The sequence below is a fragment of the Verrucomicrobiota bacterium genome (assembly GCA_027622555.1).
Taxonomy (GTDB): Bacteria; Verrucomicrobiota; Verrucomicrobiia; order Opitutales; family UBA2995; genus UBA2995.
Genome location: JAQBYJ010000093.1, coordinates 1 through 21,209 on the forward strand (window position 1 = coordinate 1; position 21,209 = coordinate 21,209).

Below are 21,209 nucleotides of genomic sequence, written 5' to 3' on the forward strand. Positions count from 1 at the left end.
TGCGGTTTATACGAGCCATTATGGAAAGCAGTAAAACAGGTAAGCATGTGGAGTTATGATTAACCGCGCTTTCAACTGTAGGAGTAGCGGGTTTATCCCGCGATACCAGAGCCCCAGTGCAATCGGGGGATAAACCCCCTCCTACAAAAAATGCCCATAATAAATCCAACCGAACTCGAGGAAACGATTGCGGCAATTTTCGTCCGTCATGGCACACCGGCTACTCTCGCCCAGAAATTAGCCGCTTCTCTGGTAAAATCGAACCTGACTGGCCACGATTCCCACGGTGTTATCCTCACCCCGGTTTATGTAAAAAAAATACAGGATGGAGTTTTATTTCCAGAAGCCAAGCCTGAGATTCGGAAAACGGAAGGAGCTATCACTGCTATCGATTGCAGATACGGATTCGGGCACTTTGGAGCATTGTTAGGGGCAAAAACCGTGGTCAGCCAGGCATACAAAATGGGTGTGGCTACAGTGACATTGGAGAATGTAAATCATGTTGGACGCGTTGGAGAATATGGTGAAATAATAGCTGCTGCAGGTAATGTGGGATTTATCATTGTATCCGGGACCGGTCCCGAAGGTCTGGTTGCCCCTTACGGAGGAACTAAACGAGTGTTTGGCACCAATCCTATTTGCTGGTCTTTTCCGAGACCTGGGAAACCCTTCCCGATCCTCGTCGATATGGCTACGTCGACTATCGCGGCTGGAAAGGTAAGCCAGGCCAAATGGGCCGGCAAACAGATCAGATCGGGAGCGTTGTTGGATAAAAACGGCAATCCGACGCAAGATCCAAACGACTTCTACGACGGCGGAACACTGATTCCCGTTGGAGAGCATAAGGGAGGTGGGTTGATGTTTGCCATCGAGCTCATGGCCAATCTGTTCTGCGGATTTGCGCCGGGGCGATCGAAGGAACATAAACTTGGTAATCCGGTGGTCATGACCGCTTGGGACATTGCAGCGTTTACAGACCGTGAACGATTCGAGAGGCTGTTAGAGGAACTCTGCGAACGAGTAAAATCGAATCCTCCTGCTCCTGGTTTCAAGGACGTGATGTTACCTGGCGAATTTGAATACCTAAATTCCTTAGAGCGAATAAAAACCGGAATAGAGATCCCGAATAATCTCTGGACGGAACTTCAAGAGCTCGCTCGATGACAGATATGCGCTACACCACACTCGGTCGCACTGGACTAAAGGTTTCAATAATGGGTATCGGAGCCGGTACCCAATTTGGAACAATCAATGGCAACCATCTATCCCAAGCTGAAGGTATTATAAACACAGCCATAGAGAACGGAATCAATCTTATCGATACAGCTTCAATCTATAATTCCAGTGAGGAAATCCTGGGGCGGCTTTTAGAATCCAGACCTCGTGAATCCTACGTTTTAAACTCCAAGTATTATCCCATCACAGACATAGGCCAACCTATCCCAGCTCAAGAGGTTCGTAAATCTGTGGAACGAAGTTTGAAGCTTCTGGATACGGACTACCTGGATGTCTTACAAATCCACGGTGTTCGTCCTGAATCATACCGGGCAATCGTCGAAACCCACCACGATGAATTGATGAAAATGAAGTCGAAAGGAATGTTCCGTTTTTTGGGCATAACGGAAACCATTAAATTCGATCCCCATCACAGGATGATGAAAATGGCCCTGAAAGACGACCTCTTCGATACCGCCATGATAGCTTACAGCCTGTTGAGTCCGGATCCGGAAATAAAGATCCTGCCTCAGTGTCAAAAACAAGCGGTTGGGGTGATCGGAATGACTGCCGTTCGAAGAGCACTCAGTGATCATCAAATCCTGGAAGACTTGATTAGAAAGGCAAAGACTGAAAACAGAATGAAACAAGATGCCTTGCCTGACAAGGGTCCTCTCGATTGGTTGCTGGATGAAACGATACATACGCTGGCAAGCGCTGGCTACAGCTATGTTTTAAGTAACTCGGCCGTTCAAACGGTTTTATCTGGAACCACCAACCCGGATCATTTGGTTAAAAACCTTAAGGCGGCCTTGTCAAAACCGCTCGATGAAGAAAAACGGAAACGGCTCCGAAGTATTTTTAGCACACCACCAGATCATCAACCTTGGTCCACCTATGATCTGTAAACCCCGGGAACGCCAAGCCCCAGCTTGGCTCTCCATACATTCAATCGCAGCTTCCATCCGCCGCTTTCAGCTATGGAGGACTAAAGAAAGCAGCTCCTACATCCGAGTAGCGAATCAATGAAACTTCAGCCCACCTCAAAAATCATCCTCCAGGCGGACGAATCATTCACTCGTCATTCGGAGGCATCCATGGTAGAGCTCAACGATGGATTACTGCTACTGGCATGGTCAAAATTTGCCGGCAATCACGACAACTCCAGATCTCACATTGCGTGTATGGAATCTGTGGATGGCGGTCACACATGGAAGAATGAAAGGACGTTGGTCCCAAACGAAGCTGGACTGAACGTCATGTCGCCTGCTTTGCGTCGCCTGGGTGACGGATCGTTGGGGCTAGCCTATAGTTTCCGGGAATCCAAGAGAAGTGCCAAGCGACTATTTAGACGGTCGATCGACGAAGGGAAAACATGGGAAACGCCCATTAGCATCACTAAAGACGGTTACCAAACTGGAGCCCATGACAGGCTTACCGTGCTGTCTTCCGGTCGAATCCTTGCCCCTCTCCATTGCACCGAAGATTGGAATAGCCACTACCTGTACATAAAAGTAGCCAGGTCCGATGACCTCGGCCAAACATGGCAATTCTGCGATCCAATTTCGCTCCCAAAATTAGACGCAGCAGAATCGGGCGCTCAAGAACCCGATGTCGTTGAGCGCTCTGACGGTTCATTGCTAATGGTCATGCGAACAGCGACAGGAAGTATTTATCGCGCAGAGTCATTTGATGAAGGCGTGCATTGGATGAAGATAAAATCAACGGAAGTCCAATCACCAATTGCGCCATCCATCGTACGCCGAATTCCAGGGACTAGCGACTTGCTGCTCGTTTGGAATTGGATTTACGATTCAGATGATCGCATGCTTGGCCGTCGCAAGCGATTGGCTTGCGCTATTAGCAAGGATGGAGGCGATTCATGGCCGATGGAATACCGGAAGATTCTGGAGGAAGGGGAGCGAGGTTGTTTTTCATACCCTAGCTGCACGTTCTACAAAAACCAGGCGCTCCTCACCTACTACGCAATGGATGAAGCCGTAGACTTTAATTTCGACGGTCCCAGATCTCTCAAATTGATGCACATCCCCCTGGAATGGCTTTACCAGGAATAGGGTTATCGTTGCCGACTGGATAACTCCAGGCGACAAGCTCGGCTCCAACATTCACAGGATCAATCTTCCTCCTATAAGCCCCGCCGCTTCGTCCACACTTCGGGATTGGCCAGAAAGGGCGGCCGTTCCCCCATCAACACCTGCAGGGCTTGCGCGGCGGCCCCGGGATTGCTCCGGCTTTTTCCCTCCCAGGTAAAAGCACCGGCGTGAGGGGCCAGCACCACGTTATCCATCGCTAACAGCGGATTATCCGGTGCGGGAGGCTCCTTCTCAAACACATCCAGACCGGCTCCGGCAATCCGGCCTGCGGCAAGCGCCTCGATGAGTGCGCCTTCGTCGACGATCGCGCCCCGGGCCACATTGATCAGGACCGCGGTGGTCTTCATCAGCGAGAACGCTTGTCTCCCCAGAAGTCCTCTTGTAGCGGTGGTCAGCGGAAGGTGCAGGGAAACCACGTCGCTTTCGGTCAGGAGCAGCTCCAATGACTGAACCGGTTTCGCACCGATACCCCGGATGGCTTCAGCCCCCACATAGGGATCGAATATGATGACCTCCGATTCAAAGGCCTGAAGGATCCTGGCCACCCGCCTGCCAATTCTCCCCATGCCCACCAGGCCCACGGTTTTTCCCTGCAGTTCGTACCCCAGCAAGTCCTTGGATTGCCAGGCTCCTCTCCGGACGCTTTTATCCAGTTCGAGGATCTTCCGGTAGACGGCCAGTATCAAAGCAATGGTTATTTCCGCAACCGGAATGGTAGGAGCATCCGGAGTATGGACAACGCAGATACCGCAGTCCGTCGCCGCTGCCACGTCCACTGAATCCAAACCAATACCATAACGAGCCACGACTTTAAGGTTAGTTGCTCTTTCAAACGTGGTCCGATTAGCCGGAAAATCCGTACTCGCTAAGACCGCCTCGGCCTCCTCAATTTCGCTGAGCGGATCTCCGGTATCAGGCCTGACCAATGGCCCTATAATTTGAGCCTTTCCTTCGAGCACCTCGAAAACGGAAGGATGCGGTTCCAAATTTAGCCAGACTTTTGGAAGAGCCATCAGGAGATTTCGGTAGTTGCTGGTTCGGCTTTCCAATCACGCTTCTTTCCAGAAATGCAGACAAGAAAACTGATTAGGCCGCCGAAGAAGAACCACCAGGGCCAGGCAATAGTGATCGCATGACCGAACACCGGTTTGCTCCAGTGTGGAAGGATGTAGGGCTGAAAGGAAAGAACTACCAATGCTCCAGCCCAAAGGGAACGAACAGCGGAGGTTTCATTCCCCCGTTTCGTTAATATAGCCGCCATGAAAACCCCGAACAATCCGGAGTATGCAAAAGTCAGCACTCCCAGAGAAAAATCGATCAGGCCTTGCCCGCCAGCTTTTTGAAGAAAAACAGCCAATGCGGCAAACAGGGTCAACCCACCACCCATCCAGTAAACCGTCTGGCGGGATTGCAGCAGCGACAGAGCCTTTTCTTCGATCGAACTATCTTTACCCAGTTCCTTTTGCTTTCTAAGATTTCCCTGAATGGTACTGGCCATCGCGTTGGCCGCCGAATCGAAACTACTCATCGAGGCGGCCAACATACCTGCAACCGCCAGTCCTACAATTCCAGGAGGCAGATGTGTCAGAATGTACTGGGGAAAGACATTCTTGGAATCGGTTACCAGGTCCGCTGGCATCGACGCCCCCATGAGGTCGGGACGCGTATAGAACAAATAGAGTAACAAACCTATGATAAGGAACAGAATCACAATGGGTAGCGAGATCGCCCGGGACAGAATCATTGACCAGGTCGCCTTCCCGGCCGATTTACAGGTCATCATTCGTTGCACCATGTCCTGATCACAGCCATACTGGGCGATATTCATGAGCATATAGGCAATGAGTCCCGTCCACACCGTATACGTCACCGAAAGATCAAACTCGGAATTCCACCACTTCAGCTTATTGCCCTCCGGCGCAGATTGCAGGGCTTCGACTATTCCCGGAATACCAAGTGGGACCTGAGCCACCAGAAAACAGATACATAGTAATGCTGCTCCAGTGAGTATCACCACCTGAACCACATCCGTCCAGATGACGGCGTGGATGCCGCCTGCTGCCGTGTAAATCGTGGCGATTACACCAAGGATGACGATAGAGAATAAAAGATAGCTTGTATCCGAAGAGCCGAAAAGCATGAGCGAAACAACGATGGAAGCGATAAAGTGCCTGGCTCCCTGCGCCAGTAATACACCAACAAGAAAAAACCAGGAGCTCGCCACTTCTGCTCGGGGACCAAAGCGTCCGCGAAGATAGCCGTAAATAGTTAGGGTGTTGGCGCGGTAGAGGACTGGCACCACCAGAACGGCGGCCACAATACCACCAATAGTACTTCCAATCGGAATCAGTAAGAAAGTCAGGTCACCTTTAAATGTCACTTGCGGCAACCCGACAAAACTACCCGCACTCAAAGAGGTTGCCACAATGGAAATAGTAACCGCCCACCAAGGCATGTTTCTGTTACCCAGAAAGAAGGAATGCTCGTCGTCTTGCTTGCTCGAAAGGTAAAAACCCATCGCAAGTACGGCACCTAAGTAACCTACTAAAATTGTCCAATCAATCCAGGTCATTGATAATTAGGTGTTCATTCAGGGCTAGAGTCCGTTACAGTTCTAGATGGTATGATTCGACTACCTTCCAGTACCGGGTGCAAGCTACGAACGGCTATCCCGCTCTCGGGACTTACATTTCACCAGACAAAAGGGCATGTATGTTTATTAGACCAATTACCTTTTACCATGGAACTCCAACCGGAAAGCCGGATCAGAGTATCCCCTTTCTCCTGTTAAGGGAAGGATGTGCTTTTTCTCATCGCCATAATGGGACTATCTGATTTTTACTTCTTCCCAGAAACGCCTTCCTTGTCACTCACCTATGAAACTCCAATATTCCTGTATTACTTGCATCGTATGCCTGTCACTCTCTTTGTCTGCCGTATCCGAATGGCCAAATTGGCGGGGGCCTGATGGAACCGGGGGAGAAAAACGGGGTCACGTCTTGGATATTGACACGAAGGCGGTAAAGTGGACGACCGGACGGTCCTGGTTGTTTTGAATTCTTTGTTTAATCGCATCCGAAGATAAGCAACTTAGTTGGCGATTTTCCCCAATCTTGATGAAGTATCCTGTCCACGAAAAACATTTCTCTAATTCCTAAAACTGACTTCCACGGGAAAAACAAGGACTGACCGGAATGTCACTAAGTTAAGCAATTTCTTCAATTTGTAAGAGTGGCTTTATGCCGCGATGCTGTCAGTAAAATCGCGGCATATAGCCGCTTACAGCTAAACAATTGTTTCCAATACATCCTTAACTTAGTGCCATTCAGGACCGACAGGATTTCTGTTTTACCAGAATATCGTGATCGATTCGTTGATCAGGATTACACTCAGAAAGATACCGAGCATGGTTACCATCGAAAAACCGCATAGTCGGATAAGAACAAAAGCCATAACCCCTGCATACCAGCCAAGGCATAGCCCGATAAAAGTGAGTAACATCAAAATAAGCACGACCTTGAGGACCGGTAGGGAAGCAGACATAATCCGGGCAATATGTATTGCCCACTTCGACTCCAAATCACCATCCAACCAATCCTGGAATTGATGGTAGTTTTGTTGAAGAGTAGCCATGTTTACCAATTCTGTCCCTTATTAATCTGAAAGGCTTTCCGTGCTTATTTCTTATTTGACCAGGCTTCCAACCTGACGCCATCCCATGTCTTGACGCCTGCCGTGGAAGATGACCCATGAGCACCGGCAAAGAACAGAATATGCCTGGAGTCACTTCTCCTCGCTTTTTGGGAACACGCCTCTGAGAAGACCAGTGATAGCGTAAGAGAAAGAACCTTGTTCATACCGGGATATTGCAGGACACCGGATGACCTGTCCAGAGCACTAGCTGTGATTTCGTTTCTTTCTTCGATCCACTCGGCTGCCAATGCGGTGCAACCATTCAAAACCCAGGTTGAACAGCAGAACTCCGCCCATTGCAGCAGAAGCTCCCAGGATACCGAGACGGGACCACTCGTTCTGGACAGTCCAGAAAAACTGTCCTACGCAAAGAATCGAGACCACGAACAGGGTCGAAGTGCGCCCAATCTTGTGAACGATGAAGGCACCAAGAGGAGCACCCAGTGCAACCACCGGTGCGGCAGCCAACCAATTTTCATAAACGCCAGGTTGCACATGGTCGAAGAGGAATTTGGTGGAAATGCCAACCAGCGAGGTGAAGGCCATGATTAAAACTGAAGTTGGAATGGCGATTTTCAGGTCTGCCTGGCACAAAAGAACCAGCACTGCGTAAAGCACCATGTCGATACCTACGCCCGTAATGGAAGCCGCGGTCATTCCTGCCAACAAACCCACCAGAAACCCAGCATTGCGATCAAAACGATGCGCCCCTGGAGACAGTCCTTCGTGTTGCACAATTTCCCGGAGCCGGTACAGGTGCAACACTCCGAAGCTACACCAGACGACGGCAAACAACACCTTGATAATTAGTCCTGAAACCAATGGGGCTACAAAAAGAATTCCGAGCGGCGTTCCAATAAACGATCCCAATAAACACCAACGCAACATGGGCCATTCAATGGGCTGTTTGCGGCACAAGATAAAAACCGAGGCACTGGTCATCCCAATACTTTGAATGGCGAAACTAAAATCACGCCCCAGCGTTGGAGCTTCGTTAAAAAGTAAAACCAACACTGGAAACCCTACCGTGCCGCCACCCATCGGGGTGGATCCGGCGGCATAGGAACCTAAAGCCATAGCCAGAGATATTCCCCAATGATCCGCCAAAGTCCCCCAATGATTTCCAGTAACGACCAGGACCAGCCAAACGCAATAGAAGGCGGCAAGAGCGATAAACCAGGGTTTTAGTGCTTTCATATGGAAAAGGCGAAAGCAGAAGGAGCCCTGACGGGAAGATCAACTACAGAAACCAGGATTTCCCGGAGCTGAGAATCAAAACCTTGTGGCAGTACCGAGGCCTTGGCCGACAGCGAAGCGAACATCGTTGATGGTATGCTCGGCAGCAAGCTACCTCCTACATTTCGTATCGCAAATACAACTGTAGGAGGTAGCTCGCTGCCGATTTCGAATGCTCAAACTTCCTATCAGTCACCGACCCCGCGGCAAGACCACGGGGAATAACAAGCTAAAATCTGATTCAAGGGGTTGTCAGCCCATCACGGAATGACCGCTTTTACCTACCAGCGCCACGTTGCTGCGTGTCATGGTATCATTGGTCATGGCGGAGATGCAGGCGGAAATATTCGGATTGCGCAGGGCCAAGGTGTAAGCTTTTTCCGCAATGTGCATGTTGCCCGGCACGCGTTTGTGAATTTTCTCAACCAATCCAGGGAGCGGATCCACTTTGCCGTCCCGATCCGGAAATGGAGCACGGGCGACTTTCATCGCGACAATGCCCAGATCTTTTTTGTGCGCGTATTCAAGAGCTGGCTCGACCCAGGTCTCATTCGAAACGTTGTAGGCGGCCATCACCATATCGTAATGAGGGGAATCGGCAGCAGCACGGATGATTTGAGCCGGATCATTGTGACAGGATACGGCGAGGAAACGCATCTTTCCCTGACGTTTCAGCGTATCCACTGCCTCCAACAACTCCGGGCATTCAATGTGTTTCGAGTTGGTTGCACCATGAGCTGCGAACAAGATGTCCAGATAGTCAGTCCCCAAACGCTTTAAACTGGCCTCAACCTCCTCAATGAGTTTCTGCGACATACCCCGACGATCTTCCGTGGTAAGGCGTTTGCCATACCAGTCTTCCAACACATCGTCGCGCAAGAGTTTCTCAGCTTCAGTGATCTGCCAGTCGCCGTAGTTACAAAGGTAATATTCTTCAAACAGTCCCCGCTCCTTGATCCGTGCACCTATTTCCGCACGCACCAGCGCCTGCTCTCTAACATTCAGCGATTCCCAGATCCGATTGTAGGGCTCCGACCGTCCCTGCTTCAGCCACATGCTGGCTTTGGTGGTCAGGAAAACGCGCTCCCGTTTGGAGGGAGTATTTATAACATTGGCGATTCCTCGCTCGCTGTCACCGCGATTGTAATTTGAAGCCGAATCAATGTAGTTGATACCGAGCTCAATACCGGTTTCGAGAAACTTCCATTGGTCGGGTTCATTATTTACGGTGAGCCCGCCGAAAACGATCTCGGAAACCATCAGGTTGGTCCGCCCCAGACGACGATAAGCCATACCGGATTTGCGGTTGCGCCATTCCACATCAGGTCCCGGTTCATGAGATTGGGCCCGGACCAGATTACCCGTCGCGGCGATGGCGGCAGTGGCACTTGCAGAGGCGATGAAACTTCGACGGTTTATTTTATTTTCAGCCATAGGATAATTTCAGGAAGTGCTCCAATGACAAAGCACGGTCCAGTTTATCGCAACGAAAAAGAATAGCGAAATGTCACTCGAAGCGATTGAGTTTGCCCGCTACCTCCACGCCTTTGCCGAACAAATTTAAAGCCGGGCGAGTTGTAAAGTGGACGGTCCAAGTTGTTTTGAATTCTTTGTTTAATCGCATCCGAAAATAAGCGACTTGGCTGGTGATTTTTTCCAATCTTGATGGAATATACTGTCCACAAAAAACATTTCTCCAATCCCTAAAATTGACTTCCACGGGAAAAACAAGGACCGACCGGAATGTCACTAAGTTAAGCAATTTCTTCAATTTGTAAGAGTGGCTTTATGCCGCGATCCTGTCAGTAAAATCGCGGCATAAAGCCGCTCCTACAGCTAAACAATTGTTTCCAATACATCCTTAACTTAGTGCCATTCAGGACCGACCGTTTTTAGATTTTAGAGGCAACAGGGGTATATTTTTAGAATAGCCAGAGCTAACTCCGGGAATGGGCCGACAGGTTTTCTGCAGTATATTTTTTCAAAGCCATCCTCTTTAAGAAGCGGAGAACGACGCGCGCGAAGCGAGTTGCCTGTTCAGAGTAGAAACGGAAATCGATTACTTATTTGCATGCTTCCACATATGCGGATTCTTCATCGCGCTCGCATAGGTTGAGAGCGCCGACTTCTTCAATATGGGTTTCACCACTTTTACAGATTTTGATGTCCCGATATCCATGTATTGCCAGTAACCTGGCAAAGGATTCGGCGTCGTACATCCATTTGTGACCGGGGTCGCCAAAAACCAAAACTTGAATTATTCCCCGAAAGCTATCCAGCCTCTTGTGAATCTCCGCGAGTTTTAGATTTTCGATGAATCTGTCACAGTCCCGGTGCTGGGAGTAGTGCTGCACCTGGCGTGAGATATCCGGGAAAACAGTTCTCATCACACCATCCTTAGTAAGGACACGTTTGGCTTCTGCGAAGTAACGGATAAGAGCCGGCTTGGTGAGATGCTCGACCATATGGCTGGAATAAAGCACTTTTACGGATTCGTCTGGTAAAGGAATACACTTGGAAACGTTCGCGAACCGCACCCCGCTTCCTCTTAGCCAACGAATAAACTCAATCTGATTGTGATCGAGTAGGCCAATGGTCTTCAAAGCACGAGCAAGAAGCGGCCAATTAGCGAGCCTGACACTTGGCGAGCCATCAAAATTCAGATAACCATCCGTCGGATGGTTACCACAACCTACATTTACGAAAAAAGTCTCCATATAAGGAACTTAAAAGGTTTTGTAATATTCCAAAGCTTGCAAGCGATAATCAGGGCTCGGGAAGCCGAGGATGACACAAAACATAACGAAGCTGAACGTCCAAATGGATATACCGAAACCTTCAGAAATCGTCGCTGCAAATCTGAATAATCAACCACAAATGAGCTGAAGGTAAGGGAGCTGTCCAGCATCTTTCTTAAACAAGTGCGTCTCTTGATCATCCTCAAGATTTTGACAATTGATCATTGGCACGACAGAGACACCGGCTACCCTCCCTCATAGCAGAAATCCGTATCTGGAGATGAAATACAACTACTGATCAAGTGATGATAAAGTTATGGCTTTCCTTCAAGCAAATGAGTATTGTCGAGTGACCACTGAGAAGTATCGTTGCATAAAATGGAATTAAAGGATCAAGCCTGGGTTAAGAGACTCATTGCAACGAATCCGCCGTTGGCGGTGTTCTGGTACCCGTGGTATTGGCGTGGTGGGGATACCATTCGTTTTCGTAAATTAACGGCTCTTACAGTTTGGAATCGTTCAGGAGGAGCTGCAAAAGCAGGATTGATTCTGAAAGCCCTGCTTTGGCCGTTCGTCGCTTTGCTCTCGGGAGTTTTGAGTTTTTACATAAACAGTTCATCCATCAAACAGACGTTTGGTACAGGCCGGTGGCGGCAGTGGTGCGATATGATTCGCTTGAGTTTCTGGTGGGGGTTATCACCCGACGTCTACTATAGCCAGCGACTTTATTTGTGGAACCTCGACGAGGATGCCATCCACGTTCTCAGTTCATACGAGACCTCATTAATCTGTATTGAACTTGGAAGGGGTACCGATACTGAACTGGTCAATAACAAGTATCGCTTCTTTAAATTTTGTAAGGAAAATGACATTGGAACTGTTCCGGTATTAGCTGCATTTGAAAAAGGTAAGCAGGTATACGCTGATTTCAGTGGGACATTTCCCAAATCGGATTTATATTTGAAACCGTCCGAAGGGGTAGGCGGAAAAGGAATCGAGCGTTGGGTTTACAGGTTGGAAGGAGATTGCTGGGCTCGCGAGGAGGTCCGCATGAGCGAAAAGGAGCTTTTGGATTACTTTATTTCTCAATCTCAAAACACGGATTACATTTTGCAGGAGGCCGCCCAAAACCATCCTGACATCAGCAAATATTCACCAGGAAGCCTGGTAACTTTCAGGGTGGGTACTTTGATGGGCCCTGAAGGTGACCCCGAGTTGCTCAATTGCCATATTGTGATTGCCCTAGGGGAAACCGAGGCAAATCACGGTTCTTACGGAGGGTTCAATGCGAATTTCGATTTAGAGACCGAGAAGTTTCACTATGGTATTGGCCGATTGCCAAAACTAAGGATTATCCGCACACATCCTGTAACGGGTGCAACGATTGAAGGAGCGGATTTACCATGCTGGCCAGAGCTACGTGAACTGGCCCTGAAGGGACACCGCCTATTACCTCAGATTAAAGCACTGGGTTGGGATCTTGCCTTTACAACGCGAGGTGCTGAGGTCGTTGAATGCAATACACAGTGGGGACTGATGCCGGGAACAGTGTTAGGGAAAACCAACTTCATTAAATACCACCTCCAGGCACTCGAAAATAGTTGATCCAGTCACGCTAGGGCTGAAGTACACGAATCACGCGATCACCCTGATGAACTCGGCCATAGGCATCGGTGGCTTCAACTTCGATTAGTTGCGAACCGGAGTCCAGGTTTGCGGGAAGCGTTGCTTTCCATAAATGAGCTGAAGGAAAGGGAGCATTGAGTTGACGTTTATCCTCGGGATTCAACTCCATCTCACGATCGCGAATGGCTACATATTGAGGATCGAATTCCTCGACCTTTTCCAAGCTTACCCAACTTCCTTTTTCACCCACCTTCATTTTCACGACCGATTTTTCGGAACCATTGAACACATTCACGTAAACAAAAATTTTAGCAGCGTCTGTAACGGTGACTTCATCGGGTGCAAAGACACTCAGCTGGTAGGATTCAGGTTGGCGCGCGGCCTTGAAGTCAAAGGTGTGTTCGGTGCCTTCAAAAGTAACAATAGCGTAACCGTTGGGCGCTCCATCGCGCATGGTGGCATGCGGAATACCCTGTTCGTCTTTGGCACCCTTCCACCAGGTACCACAAACCGTAACCGTTACTATATGGTGATGTGGCTCCTCACCCATCCAACCATCCTCTTCGCCAATATATTGGTGGGCCTGCCAGTGCGTATGACCGGAGAGGGACAAGGTATGTGGCCGGTGTTCAATGAGACGGTACAGCTCTCCACGATTCCCAATGTTTCCCAATGGAATATGCATCATCAGCACCACCAATCTTGACTCTGGAACCAGCTCGAGGTCATTTTTAACAAAAGCAATTTGTTGAGCATCCAAGCCGCCGGTATAGGAACCCTTCCCTTCGCGATGGGCCCAATCAACATCGTCCAGCACAATAAAATGAACAGGACCGTAATCGAACGAATAGTAGTTCGGCCCAAAGTAACGGGTAAAGGTTTCATCGGAATCTGCGTCCTCAGTCGCTTCTTTGTTCAGATCATGATTCCCGATTACGTTGTACCAGGGAATTCCAATAAGCGCTACATTGGCGTTGGAAGAATCAAACAGTTCAAGTTGGTCGAACATAATGTCTCCCAATGTTACACCGAATTTCGCATCCGTACCGATCAACTCAACGATGACATCATGTGAAATATAATCCACCTCTTCCTGGTTCCTCGGTTGTGGATCACCAAAAAAGATGGTGCGAAAGCGGTCCGGTTCAGTCTGAGGATGAAGTGGGAAATCGATCGATTTCGGTAAAGATCCTGTTGGATCCACGCCCCGGTATTCAAAATGCTGCGGAGAGCCTGCCGGTTTATGAACATAGTAAAACTGCGGCAGATTGTTTGCGTCCAGCGGCGTCGCCCAACCCGATGGTTTTATAACAAAGAAAATGGTATCCTCATCATAGGGTAGCGACCACTTCCCTTCCGAGTCAGTCAACACGACCTCCCGCTGATTCGAGACCGGCACAGCAGGCAGTCCACGTTCCCCCGCATCCCGCAAACCATTTTGATTTCGGTCTTCGAAAACAATCCCGCGAGCATTGGCAGCTGATAATTGCGTTACGCCAGAACAGGTAACAAACAACAACCCAATCAATTGGAGAAATATTGCCGAAGTCCTATGAATAGGCAACGACCCGGGAACGCGTTTCAGGGAGAATGGGTTAGAGAAGGATTTCATCAGATGAAAAGAAAGCAGGAAGCTGACCTGCAGCAAACCTTTTCAAAATCCTGGAAGTACATAAGTTCGAGGAAAAATGGTTACCCGACTGTACCCCCGGGAGGGTTCGATTATGACCTACGGGTCCAAAAAACCGCAGTGCAATAGTGCAATTTTCAGTAATACTCCGAACCCTTTTCGAATTAGCCAATAATCCAGAGGTAGATTTTATAAAATGTACCTTGAGAAATATTTCTCACAAACTGGTTGTGATCTTTACATGGTATTTTTTTCAATCAGGAGTAGTATAACAGGTTTTAACACCAGAATCACTGCCATACCAAGATCATATACCCATGAATAAGAAAACAACCGTATCACGTCGTAAATTCCTTGCCGCTTCAGCAACTGCTGTAGCCTTCCCAACGATCATTCCGGCAAGTGCTCTGGGAGCTGGGAAAAAGCCCGCTCCTTCAAACCGTATCAATGTAGCCTGCCTCGGCTTTGGTACGATCGCTTATACGACGGTGCCGAATTTCCTAAACAACGATGGGGTTCAAGTCGTTGCAATGGCGGATCCGAATCGCTACTCTGGAAACTATGGCTACCAGGGAGAAAAAGTCGGAGGTCGTTTGGCCGGTATGCAGATGGTGAACGAACACTATGCGAAAGATACCGGACGCCTACACTATAACGGTTGTCGCTCTTATGAAGATTTCCGCGAGCTGTTGGACAACGAAGACGTGGATGCCGTTAATATTTCTACACCTGACCATTGGCATGCCGTAATGGCGATTTATTGCGCCAACAAAAAAAAGCATGTGTATGGCCAAAAACCATTGGCAGTAACCGTCGCTGAAGGTCGCGCCATGGCTCAAGCGGTCGCTCGTAACAAAATAACCTGGCAGACAGGCAGCCAGCAGCGTTCAGAATCCCAATTTCGCGAAGCGGTGGAATTCGTTCGCAACGGCCGCATAGGCAACCTTAAAAAAATTACGATTAAAATTCCTGGAGGCCATTCCGACTGGAACCAAATGGGAGACCGAAAAAAGCCCGAATCAGTTCCAGAGGGTTTAAACTACGATCTTTGGGAAGGCCCGGCACCACACCGCGAATACCGTCCAGCCACCCTGCCTTTAAACTGGCGTCACAATTACGATTACTCGGGGGGCATGATCACCGACTGGGGTGCCCACCATGTCGATATCGCCCAATGGGCCATGGGGATGGACGGGAGCGGTCCGATTCAGATCGATATCAAAAGTTCGGAATTACCAGCAAACGACGATCTGTACAATACCGCCACCAAGTTTTCATTCACCTGCACCTACGCGTCAGGCGTGCAGATGGTCGTTCAGGACAAAGGTGAGGATTCAGACGGTATCACCTTCGAAGGAGACAACGGAAAGAGCATTTTCGTAAAACGCGGGAGTATAACGATGGATCCGTACGACTTGCGTCGCGAACAGATAAAGGATGACGAAGAACGCGTTTACAAAAGCACCGACCACGTGGGTAACTTTGTAGACTGCATCAAAAGCGGAAAACAAACCGTCGCACCTATCGAAGCCGCGCACCGGACGATATCCATTTGCCACCTGGCCAATATCGCCATCCGACTCGGTCGCAAGACTCTCAAGTGGGATCCAAAACGGGAACGCATTTTAGAGGATGCCGAGGCCAGCAAGTATCTCAGTCGTCCTATACGTGGAAATTGGAAACTAAGGTAGGCTGAAATATTAAGTGTACAATGCCAAGCTTGGGCTTGGCGTTCGGAGGGAGGGGTGGGGCAAACCAATGCCCCATTCCTACCCCTATCCAGGATCTGAAGTTTCCTTCGGAGTGAATATCTGCACCCTTTGTTTGCCACCCCGGAGCCCTTCGACTAGCTCAGGATCTTTGACAAGCTCTCGACTTCGTCGACTGCCGAAGCGGCAGCGAGGCATCACGGCAAACAAACGCTTAGCGCTTTGGGGCGTGATGAACTTAAATTTTTCACTACGACTTGTGTAGCCACAGTGGTGACACCATGGACCGGTGATGCCTTTATCACTGCACGATGTTATCCTTAATCAAATTTGTGTGATTCGGATCGCCGAGATTGAAAGCCGGAGTCTTTTCCGTGCTTTGCAAATGCATATCGGTCACCAGGTTCGAAGAGATGAGGATTCGGCTACAGTCACCGATCCCTTCCACTGCATTTTCAGACATGCCGGAAAATGAATTCCCGCTTATGTTTATGCTGGATGTATTGTCCAATAAAATTCCCGTTCCAACATCCCGCTGATTTAGGTTACCTCCGTCTACCAATCGTTTGTTTCGGCCGTCGCCCATGTAGCTGTTGGCAAAGCTGTTTCCCGTAATGGTAATCCGACCACTACCAGGACCCACTCTCACTCCGTACTTGTGAACAATCACAAACGTGTTTGCAGAAATCGCACAACCATGGGCGTCCCGTAAGTCGATGCCTCCATCGAATTCATGAGCAATGACATTCGAGCTGATAGTGATCCCGTAGCAATCCCGGTCCAAGATCACCGCGCTACCCTGACACTCTTCGATCATGTTACCGGACAGTACCGAGCCATAGGTATTTTCAATGACGACTCCATGTCTCAGGTGATCATCGAGGTTGTTGGCATTCATACAGAGATTGAAACTGTCAATACAGCGCACCCCGTCCTGATTTTCTTCAAATTGATTACTGCTCACGACTATGTCATGACAATCGACGATATTTAGTCCCGCCTGACCGTTATAAGTTAAAATAGAATCTGAGATTCTTGGATCTTCGTAGCAGTTTTCCAAATAGATCCCGTGGGCTCCATTGTGATCGACCGAGAGACCGTGAATATAAATCTCCTGGATTCCCTGAGCGTGGACTCCCGAACCACTTTTCGGGTTTCCGCTGATACGGAAATTACTTAACTGAACCCGCCACATGCGTTTCTTCGAATCGGACTCATAGCCATCAGGCCGGATGCGGAGAGCCGGTTTCCCGGATTCGTTTTTGTTAATTATGTGAGTGGACGCACCGGATCCTTCAATTCGCACGTTTTCTCTTCGCAAAACCAGGGGCTCCGCGATCTCATAATTTCCAGGAGCGAGATAGAGGATGCCGCCCAATTCCGGCAGAGCATCCAAGGCCTCTTGAAGGTTGGAGTGATCGGATGAGCGAACAATTCCACTCTGAGCAAACGACGTAAGAGGAAGCCAAAGCACCCACATAAAGGAAAAGTAAAACCATGCTTTCATACTCAATTAAACCCTGATGTGTCCGTGGTCGTCAATCTTACTAGACGCGTACACACAGCAAGTGTGCAACCATAAGAGAAAGGGGTTTTTCTTCAAAACCAGGAAGACTTAAAACGCACAATAAGGCATAGGTGCCTAAAAGCTGAACCATGAAAGTCTGGAAATCTGAATGAATCTCTTAGGAGAAATAATCAGGCGCTCTTTTGTTATCAGCGAGTTGACTGAATAAACCTGCCGATACGTGCGCGCGATTCGGCGTGCGTTGCGAGGAACCCATGACTTGTCCCGACCACCACATCGAATTCGACCCTGACTTGTGCGTTACCAAGCAAGGCAGCGTATTCTTCGCCTTGAGGTCTCAGACCGTCATTTTCTGCCACCAGTAACAAGGTGGGTGGCATCCCGGCGAGAGTACCATTCTTGGGCGTGGCATAGGGGTGTTTGGCATCTTCCGGATTTGCAAATACAAACTCTGCCCACGGAGTTGTCATGTCCACAACAGGATAGGCCAAAACAAGACCGGTCACTCTAAACTCTCCGCGATCCCGGGCCATCATTGCAACCGCGTTGGCAATATTTCCACCGGCACTGTCACCTCCCACAATAATACGAGCCGGATCGATTTTCAGCTGTCGATGATGTTCACTCACCCAAAAAACCATAGCATAGGCATCATCCCAACCTGCGGGGTACGGATACTCGGGAAGCATATTGTATTCAATTGAAATGACCTTTTGGCCCGCCTGGTTTGCGATATCGCGACAGACATGATCGGAACTCGAAATGCTACCCACTTTCCAGCCACCACCGTGAATGTTAATGTAGACCGCGCTCGGTGTGGAATCCCCCGGGGACGGATCGTAGAGTCGGGCAGAAACCAAACCCTGTGACCCTGGAATTAACAGATCTTCGAAATGAGCAATCGTAGGTCGAACGTAAACACTGTTATTGGCAACAGAGGTCATGCGCCGTCTAATGACGTCATCTATCTCTTCGGAATCGGCCTCATTCGTTGCAGCCTGAATTGCCAGTTTCTTTGATCGAACGTCCTTTTCCATAGGATAGTTCATCAGGGCTGCCAGAGCTTCGATCGGGAACCAAAGAACCTCGTCCTTTACTATCGGAGCCTGCTGAAAGGTAGAAGCAAATCCATCACGTTTCAATACAGGACTGGTCACCATGCCTGTGATACCATACTCTCCGGCTACGATGGTTATCTGCCACCCATCAAAATCAAACGCATGGGCATCGATCATCTCGGGAACCAAATCATCCAGAGCGACCATCACTTGCCCGCTATCTGCAATCCAAGCTCTGTCACTTGCCTTCAACGGCGCGTCATCAAGCGTGATTTCCCATCCGAACGCGGCTGATCCGAATACCATAATTCCGCATAGAATTTTCACTGCTGAATGCTTCAAATATACTTTCATGAATTATACTCCTCTTACTGGCCAAAGACATACCTGCTGAAGGAATCTGTCAAGGCACCGCCCGATCAGGAGAAACGTTCAATTTCTACAAACGAACGACGCAGATTCCACACATTCGGCAAATGAGAGAAAGACTCTCCCAGCAAAAATCTCTAATGGCTACCCTACTCTTGATCAGGATTAAGCCGAGGCAACAATCAGGTCTTTTCCTCATAGAAGATAATTTGATAAAATGCCAGAAGACGCATTTCATAAAAAAATGAAACGCTCATCCTTCGTTTTCATACTCATCCTATTTCTATATTCAGATTCATTCGCCGACAGGTTTTATGTCTCAGCTACTGCTTTAGCCGGAGGTGACGGAGCATCCTGGGAGACCGCATTTAATTTTCTTCAAGACGCCCTCGATAAAACCAAAATTGACCGAGATGACGAAATATGGGTGACCGCCGGGACTTACTATCCCGATGACGGAGCTTCCGTTATAGAAGGAGACCGTACGGCCACTTTCAGGCTGAAACGAACCTCAACCTTGTATGGTGGATTTGACGGAACTGAAACCAGCGTGGATGACCGTGATCTCGATTCCACTATTACGGTTTTGAGTGGGGCAATATCCGAGGACCAGGCGCTCTGGTCACTGCACGTTTGCAAGGTTCCCAATGCCAACCTGGATGGGCTTACCATCACGAACGGTAACGCAAATGGCGAGATAAGCCCCGACAATGAGGGCGGAGCCGTGGATGCGTCCGGAACCATCATTGCCAGAAATTGCCACTTTATTGGAAACCTAGCCAAAATAGGTGGCGTGGCTGTGGGAGGAACCTGGACAGTGAGTGATTCTATATTCTCGGACAATCAGGCGGACACCGGAGGCGTGGCTTCAGGAGGAACCTGGACCGTGAGTGATATCTATGTTCTCGGACAATCAGGCGGACTCCGGAGGAGTATCCTCCGGCGGCACCTGGACCGTGATCGATTGTTTGTTTTCGAATAACCAAGCGGTAATTGAAGGCGGATTAGCCTTAAACGGGACATGGACAGTGAGCGGAAGTACCTTTTCCAACAATTCGTCCGCACTGGGTGGCGTTGCCAAGGGAGGAACCTGGACCGCATCGAAATGCACTTTCACAGAAAACTCCTCAACAACTGCCGGTGGCGTCTCCAGCATCGGAACCTGGATCGCTACGAAGTGTTTCTTCACAAAGAACTCAGCAACAACCGATGGAGGCGTTGCCAACCTGGGAAATTGGACGGCCACAAACAGTGTTTTCGTAGAAAATACTGCAACCGATCGAGGAGGCGTCTCCAATAACGGGACCTGGGTAGTCGCGAATGGCCTCTTTGTCGGAAATACAGCAGGTGACCGGGGCGGTGTGTCCAGAGGAAGTACCTGGACCGTGACCAGCTCCACCTTTTTCAATAATACGGCCACAGTTACTGGTGGTGTGGCCAGAGGAGGTACATGGATGGCCACAAATAACATTTTCCAAGGTAGCGGAAACAACCTGCTTCCTTTACTATTTACAAACTCCGCACTATACGAAGAAACACCCACACCTGATAAAATAAGGGCTTACAACCTTATAGACGAGGAATGGACAGACGGAGATATCGGCGAAGGTTTCATTCTTAATGGAGACCCGCTGTTTGTTGACCCAACCGACCCAAATGGTCCGGACGATATCTGGGGAACTTTGGATGATGGACTACACCTCGATACTGGAAGTGCTGCGATAGGTTTTGGCCTAATATCCTTTCTCTTTTCCGATGCCCAGGATATTGATGAGGATGAGGATCTTTTGGAAGCATTGCCTCTGGATGCGGCTGAACGGACTAGAATCTTAGATGGCACGCTTGATCTTGGAGCCTTTGAGTATGTTGAACCACCATTCAGCTTGGTAAGCCATGTATCGCCTGCGGCGACCGGAACCGTAACCGACAGCGGTAACGGTGGATACGAAGAAAATGAAACAGCGATCCTACTAGCCGTCCCCTCGGAAGGCTTCGTGTTCGACCACTGGGAAGGCGATGCTTCCGGGTCGGACAATCCTGTAGAATTACTTATCGATTCAAATAAGGATGTAACGGCCGTTTTTCTGGAATTGTTTGACCTGACGTCGGGGGTCAGTCCTGAGGGTTCAGGCACGATTGCCGATAGCGGAAATGGCTCCTACAAGGATAACGAGACCGCAACAGTCACAGCCACTGCGGCGGCAGGTTTCGTGTTCGATCACTGGGAAGGCGATGCTACAGGTTCGACTAATCCAGTCGAAATTCTCATGGATGCCGACAAAATGGTAACAGC

17 protein-coding genes are annotated in these 21,209 nt (G+C 49.2%); 8 read left to right on the forward strand and 9 right to left on the reverse strand.

Features of this window, described 5'->3' with window-relative positions; all coding sequences use genetic code 11:
- Positions 1-150 precede the first annotated feature (150 nt).
- From O3C43_19240 to O3C43_19250, 3 genes are all read left to right on the forward strand, one after another.
- The gene (locus O3C43_19240; GenBank protein ID MDA1068625.1) at positions 151-1,164 is read left to right on the forward strand and encodes an Ldh family oxidoreductase; all 1,014 of its coding nucleotides are present in this window, start codon (positions 151-153) and stop codon (positions 1,162-1,164) included.
- Positions 1,161-2,123, forward strand: a complete 963-nt coding sequence (locus O3C43_19245) for an aldo/keto reductase (GenBank protein MDA1068626.1) — start codon at positions 1,161-1,163, stop codon at positions 2,121-2,123. The genes O3C43_19240 and O3C43_19245 overlap by 4 nt, the downstream gene beginning before the upstream one ends.
- 117 nt (positions 2,124-2,240) lie before the next feature.
- Complete coding sequence (locus O3C43_19250; GenBank protein ID MDA1068627.1) at positions 2,241-3,290, forward strand: sialidase family protein; 1,050 nt, start codon at positions 2,241-2,243, stop codon at positions 3,288-3,290.
- Positions 3,291-3,361: 71 nt separating this feature from the next.
- Here the strand turns inward: O3C43_19250 and O3C43_19255 are convergent, their stop codons facing one another.
- Both O3C43_19255 and O3C43_19260 read right to left on the reverse strand, forming a co-directional pair.
- Positions 3,362-4,342: a hydroxyacid dehydrogenase gene (locus O3C43_19255; GenBank protein MDA1068628.1), complete on the reverse strand. Its 981-nt coding sequence runs from the start codon at positions 4,340-4,342 to the stop codon at positions 3,362-3,364.
- Positions 4,342-5,901 carry a sodium:solute symporter gene (locus O3C43_19260; GenBank protein MDA1068629.1) on the reverse strand — a complete coding sequence of 520 codons (1,560 nt, stop codon included), beginning with the start codon at positions 5,899-5,901 and terminating at the stop codon, positions 4,342-4,344. The genes O3C43_19255 and O3C43_19260 overlap by 1 nt, the downstream gene beginning before the upstream one ends.
- Before the next feature lie 304 nt (positions 5,902-6,205).
- On the opposite strand from O3C43_19260, the gene O3C43_19265 reads away from it, so the two are divergent.
- Complete coding sequence (locus O3C43_19265) at positions 6,206-6,385, forward strand: hypothetical protein (GenBank protein ID MDA1068630.1); 180 nt, start codon at positions 6,206-6,208, stop codon at positions 6,383-6,385.
- A gap of 292 nt (positions 6,386-6,677) precedes the next feature.
- Here O3C43_19265 and O3C43_19270 read toward each other — a convergent pair whose 3' ends face one another.
- From O3C43_19270 to O3C43_19285, 4 genes are all read right to left on the reverse strand, one after another.
- Positions 6,678-6,962 (reverse strand): hypothetical protein, encoded by a 285-nt coding sequence (locus O3C43_19270; GenBank protein ID MDA1068631.1) that lies wholly within the window; start codon positions 6,960-6,962, stop codon positions 6,678-6,680.
- A gap of 264 nt (positions 6,963-7,226) precedes the next feature.
- Positions 7,227-8,219, reverse strand: a complete 993-nt coding sequence (locus tag O3C43_19275; protein ID MDA1068632.1) for a sulfite exporter TauE/SafE family protein — start codon at positions 8,217-8,219, stop codon at positions 7,227-7,229.
- 291 nt (positions 8,220-8,510) lie between these two features.
- Positions 8,511-9,692 carry an aldo/keto reductase gene (locus tag O3C43_19280; protein MDA1068633.1) on the reverse strand — a complete coding sequence of 394 codons (1,182 nt, stop codon included), beginning with the start codon at positions 9,690-9,692 and terminating at the stop codon, positions 8,511-8,513.
- 629 nt (positions 9,693-10,321) lie between these two features.
- Positions 10,322-10,975 carry a methyltransferase domain-containing protein gene (locus tag O3C43_19285; GenBank protein ID MDA1068634.1) on the reverse strand — a complete coding sequence of 218 codons (654 nt, stop codon included), beginning with the start codon at positions 10,973-10,975 and terminating at the stop codon, positions 10,322-10,324.
- A 399-nt stretch (positions 10,976-11,374) separates the two neighbouring features.
- Here O3C43_19285 and O3C43_19290 point away from each other — a divergent pair, with 399 nt between their 5' ends.
- Complete coding sequence (locus O3C43_19290; protein ID MDA1068635.1) at positions 11,375-12,601, forward strand: hypothetical protein; 1,227 nt, start codon at positions 11,375-11,377, stop codon at positions 12,599-12,601.
- 10 nt (positions 12,602-12,611) lie between these two features.
- Here O3C43_19290 and O3C43_19295 read toward each other — a convergent pair whose 3' ends face one another.
- Positions 12,612-14,234 (reverse strand): calcineurin-like phosphoesterase family protein, encoded by a 1,623-nt coding sequence (locus O3C43_19295; GenBank protein MDA1068636.1) that lies wholly within the window; start codon positions 14,232-14,234, stop codon positions 12,612-12,614.
- A 335-nt stretch (positions 14,235-14,569) separates the two neighbouring features.
- On the opposite strand from O3C43_19295, the gene O3C43_19300 reads away from it, so the two are divergent.
- Positions 14,570-15,943 carry a Gfo/Idh/MocA family oxidoreductase gene (locus O3C43_19300; GenBank protein ID MDA1068637.1) on the forward strand — a complete coding sequence of 458 codons (1,374 nt, stop codon included), beginning with the start codon at positions 14,570-14,572 and terminating at the stop codon, positions 15,941-15,943.
- Positions 15,944-16,262: 319 nt separating this feature from the next.
- On the opposite strand, the gene O3C43_19305 is transcribed toward O3C43_19300, so the two are convergent.
- Both O3C43_19305 and O3C43_19310 read right to left on the reverse strand, forming a co-directional pair.
- Positions 16,263-17,468 carry a right-handed parallel beta-helix repeat-containing protein gene (locus O3C43_19305; protein ID MDA1068638.1) on the reverse strand — a complete coding sequence of 402 codons (1,206 nt, stop codon included), beginning with the start codon at positions 17,466-17,468 and terminating at the stop codon, positions 16,263-16,265.
- Between the two features lie 209 nt (positions 17,469-17,677).
- Complete coding sequence (locus tag O3C43_19310; GenBank protein MDA1068639.1) at positions 17,678-18,901, reverse strand: alpha/beta hydrolase; 1,224 nt, start codon at positions 18,899-18,901, stop codon at positions 17,678-17,680.
- Between the two features lie 259 nt (positions 18,902-19,160).
- Here O3C43_19310 and O3C43_19315 point away from each other — a divergent pair, with 259 nt between their 5' ends.
- On the forward strand, positions 19,161-19,898 hold the full coding sequence (locus tag O3C43_19315) for a hypothetical protein (GenBank protein ID MDA1068640.1): 738 nt from the start codon (positions 19,161-19,163) through the stop codon (positions 19,896-19,898).
- Positions 19,816-21,209: hypothetical protein (locus tag O3C43_19320; protein ID MDA1068641.1), on the forward strand; the 1,394-nt coding region annotated here is incomplete at its 3' end. The genes O3C43_19315 and O3C43_19320, both read left to right, overlap by 83 nt.